Origin of the sequence: Staphylococcus sp. HMSC035D11, assembly GCF_001836075.1 — a bacterium.
GTDB classification, from domain to species: domain Bacteria; phylum Bacillota; class Bacilli; order Staphylococcales; family Staphylococcaceae; genus Staphylococcus; species Staphylococcus hominis.
Genome location: NZ_KV827256.1, coordinates 6,089 through 9,584, shown reverse-complemented (window position 1 = coordinate 9,584; position 3,496 = coordinate 6,089). Strand labels below are relative to the sequence as shown.

Annotated in this window: 4 protein-coding genes and 1 pseudogene; 1 reads left to right on the top strand and 4 read right to left on the bottom strand. The window is 32.9% G+C overall.

Translation table 11 applies throughout. The features are described 5' to 3' along the window. Nucleotides 1-260: 260 nt before the first annotated feature. Entirely contained in the window at nt 261-422 is a 162-nt protein-coding gene (vraX, locus tag HMPREF2647_RS11305) for a C1q-binding complement inhibitor VraX (protein ID WP_176746915.1), read from the top strand. A 253-nt stretch (nt 423-675) separates the two neighbouring features. Here the strand turns inward: vraX and HMPREF2647_RS11460 are convergent. The 4 genes and pseudogenes from HMPREF2647_RS11460 to HMPREF2647_RS06855 form a co-directional block, all read right to left on the bottom strand. Then, nucleotides 676-789 (bottom strand): annotated as a pseudogene (locus HMPREF2647_RS11460) (hypothetical protein); the annotation flags it as partial. Nucleotides 790-887: 98 nt separating this feature from the next. Then, a complete protein-coding gene (locus tag HMPREF2647_RS06870) occupies nt 888-1,151 on the bottom strand; it encodes a hypothetical protein (RefSeq protein WP_070859772.1) in 264 nt (87 codons plus the stop codon). Nucleotides 1,152-1,489: 338 nt separating this feature from the next. Beyond that, entirely contained in the window at nt 1,490-2,635 is a 1,146-nt protein-coding gene (locus tag HMPREF2647_RS06860; RefSeq protein WP_070859774.1) for a thiolase family protein, read from the bottom strand. Beyond that, nucleotides 2,635-3,496 (bottom strand): AMP-binding protein (locus tag HMPREF2647_RS06855; RefSeq protein WP_141756755.1); only part of this gene is annotated, 862 nt, incomplete at its 5' end. The genes HMPREF2647_RS06855 and HMPREF2647_RS06860, both read right to left, overlap by 1 nt.

The window sequence follows — 3,496 nt, the reverse complement described above, 5'->3', positions numbered from 1 at the left end:
ACTTTCAATTCAATCAGCTACTGTCTGTACTGTATTTTTAAAGAAATATAAACACTTCTAAAGCTTTTAATCTTGTGTATGATAGTTTGGTCATACTAAGATTAAAAGCTTTTCTTATATCTTCATTATCTTCTAGGTATTTAGTCGTAGTATGCTCTACACAGTCCGTTGCAATAAAAGTTAGTACCATAGACTCATGTTTTTTATAATCAAATCTATTACTATATTAAGTGTAGAGAGACAAAGGAGGAATTAACAACATGATTATCTACAAGCAAAATATAGAAAACGGTATCCCAATATACGAAATCATTACAAAGACCTTCAAGACGATTACGGTAAAAATCGATGAAACGTTTAGTAAAAATGACATCTATAAATTGCTCTCTCTACTAGAAAGTGACGTTGATAACATGAATTAAGTTATTCATCACATTTCAAAAATTAAAAAGTGTTTTTCGTAATTGAATACGAAAACAAACGAATATTTCAAAATCTTTTTTAAAGTTAAGATGCCCCTAATACTCAAAACTTTAAAAAGTCATTAATTATTCAAAAGCTCACCCTAATAAAATAGCGTTAATGTTAGCCAAGAATGTCCCCTTTTGGAAACTTAGAGAGAAACTTTAAGTTATACTAACATTAACGCTATCGTTTTATTTATGCTGTAATTTAGGCATAGACACCAAATTCAAACCACTCCATAGCATTACCAATACTTGTTGCGAAAACAGTTTTTCTCGCTTTTTGAGCACTAACCATGTTCATTTTATCTTTATTAACATTCATGGATATAAATTCTCCACTTGTATGTTACATAATTAATAAATGATTAAAAAATATAAATACTAATAACCAAAAATAAAAATAGTTATCATCAAGAAAAATTAAGATTTCTTAACAATAACTATTTTTTCTTCACCATTTAAACCAAAGACGTTTATTTCATTATGACTCACTTTTTTGAAGGTCACTTCTTCATCTATATCTATAGTCCTTTTATACTTAACATTAAATTGTGTCCACTCTATTTGAAAATACGCTAATACACAATCCACTACCAGTTGACCAGGAACAATGGTTGAATGAAACTCATTTTTATCATTAACAAGTCGAAGGTAATGACTTACTTTATCATGACTAAACTTCATCATTTACCTCCTTTTTTATAAACGTTTGCCTAATAAATATACATTGTCTATTATCTTTATATATTTTTAACTCGTAGATATATTGGATATATGTTTTAAACTTTTTCGTACTTTTATGTGTTAAGTACGCCTCGTATTTTAGCCTACATTTTAATGGTTCAAATTCTTCACATGTTGTTCGCACAAGAAGAATATGTTCTTGTTCAAACTTTTGAAACAACTTAAATTTTGGCCAGACGTTTGCACACATGAGTAAAGGCATCACGCCTTTATACGTTCTTTCAACTACTTCGCAATACGCTCTTACTTCTTGTTCACTAAAATATATTTCTATTTTCTCACAAGCCCCATCGTTCGAAGAGTATCGCATTCCCCATTCCTCCTCCAATCCCCATCGTAGCAACTCCCCGCTTCCAATGTGTCATATTTAATAACCTAGTGATTAATGCTACGCCACTTGCGCTATAAGGATGACCAGACGCAATGGCTCCACCCCACTGGTTGACTTGATTAATATTTAATTTTAACTCTTGAATTGAAGCTAAAACTTGTGAACTAAATGCCTCATTAAGTTCTATTGCATCAATGTCACTTATTTTTAAATTTTGTTTTTTAAGTAATTTGGTTACGGCAGGTACTGGTCCAATACCGAGTCGTTTCGGATTGACACCTATTGTCACTGCATCTGTAAACATCATTCCCTCTGATATTCCGTATTGTAATGCCGTTTCTTGATTCATAACGAGTGCAAGCGCAGCGCCGTCATTTTTCATACAACTATTTCCAACCGTTACTGTTCCGTTAGCTAGTATAGGACGTAATCGATTTAATCGTTGTTCAGTAAGTGTTGGCTTAATACTTTCATCTTTATCAAATAAATGACCTTTGATGTGTAAAGGTACGATTTCATTACTTATACTTCCATTCTCATAATATTGATGTGTGAGATGATGACTACGTATCGCAAAGGCATCTTGTTGTTTACGCGTAATATGATAATATTGCGCAACATTTTCAGCTGCCTCTATCATACTTGGATCTTGACCTTTTGGTGCAAAAGAGGCACGCTCATAAAATTCTGGTAATTGTGTATCATACACTGATTGAGGGCGTTTAATCTTCCAAGGAGCACGACTCGTGCTTTCTACTCCTCCAGCTATATAAATATGACCTGCACCAGCTTGAACCATTCGACATGCATATATAATACTTTCTAACCCTGACCCACATTGACGGTCCATTGTAACACCTGGAATACTCTCAGCTAGACCTGCTTCTAATAAGGCTTTACGAGCAATATTTCCACCATTACCTACGATATTTCCAATCACTACATCATCTATATCAGGTATTATTTTAGGAAAAATTGAATTCATTTCTTCAAATAAGGGCATGAGTAATGTTTCAGGTTCTAAATGTTTCAATTCCCCACCATATTTGCCAAAAGGTGTACGCTTCGCCCATACAATAACCGGTTGGTTCATCATTTAAAGTCTCCTTTTACATAGGCAGTACGCATTTTATTTCGAGCAACTTTGCCACTTTGGGTATATTGCATACTGTCTACTTTTATAAATTTGGAAGGTACATCATATCTTGATAGAACTTTCATAATATGTTGTCGCACAGTTTGGTACTCAAGTTCTATCGATCCTGTATATAGTAAAACCGCTATTTCACCAAAACGTGGATGCGGTTCTCCTATAACCATCGCTTCTTCTACTCCATCAATATTTTTTATCATTTGTTCAATAACTTGAGGATAAACATTTTTACCTCCAATAATTAATCGTTCATTTTGACGACTCACTAAATATAATTGATTATCTTTAATATAAGCGTAATCACCTGTTTTAATCCATGTTTCAGGTAATACGACAGATTGATTTACATACCCAGAGAATATCATATTACTTTTTACATTTAATAACCCTATATGATTCTTGTCTTTTTCCTCTAAACCAATCGTTACATTTTGAAATATGTATCCCACTGAATCAACAGAAGCTTTACGGTTAATGTTATAACTAATAAAACTTGCTTCTGACGTTCCAAAAAATTCAATAATATTAGCATGCTGAAATGTTTTGGCTATACGCTTAAACAACGAAGAAGAGAGTTTCGCCCCACTACTTAAAATAGTCGTTAAATGTAGATGATCGTGATTTATTTTTGTTATTGCATGTAGCATTGTTGGAACGAGAAATAATGCGCTATTTGTAGTTTGTTGTTTTATTTTGCTAACGAGCTTAGTCGCATTAAAACGGGTTTGGCCAATAAATGTTCTCCCTGTATATAACGCATAAATACAAGTGTATAAAGACACTGAATGTGCAAGTGGTCCC

Bases quoted from the DNA above. Each gene is read 5' to 3' on its own strand.
- vraX (WP_176746915.1), top strand. From the start codon at position 261: ATGATTATCTACAAGCAAAATATAGAAAACGGTATCCCAATATACGAA.
- HMPREF2647_RS06870 (WP_070859772.1), bottom strand. From the start codon at position 1,151: ATGAAGTTTAGTCATGATAAAGTAAGTCATTACCTTCGACTTGTTAAT.
- HMPREF2647_RS06860 (WP_070859774.1), bottom strand. From the start codon at position 2,635: ATGAACCAACCGGTTATTGTATGGGCGAAGCGTACACCTTTTGGCAAA.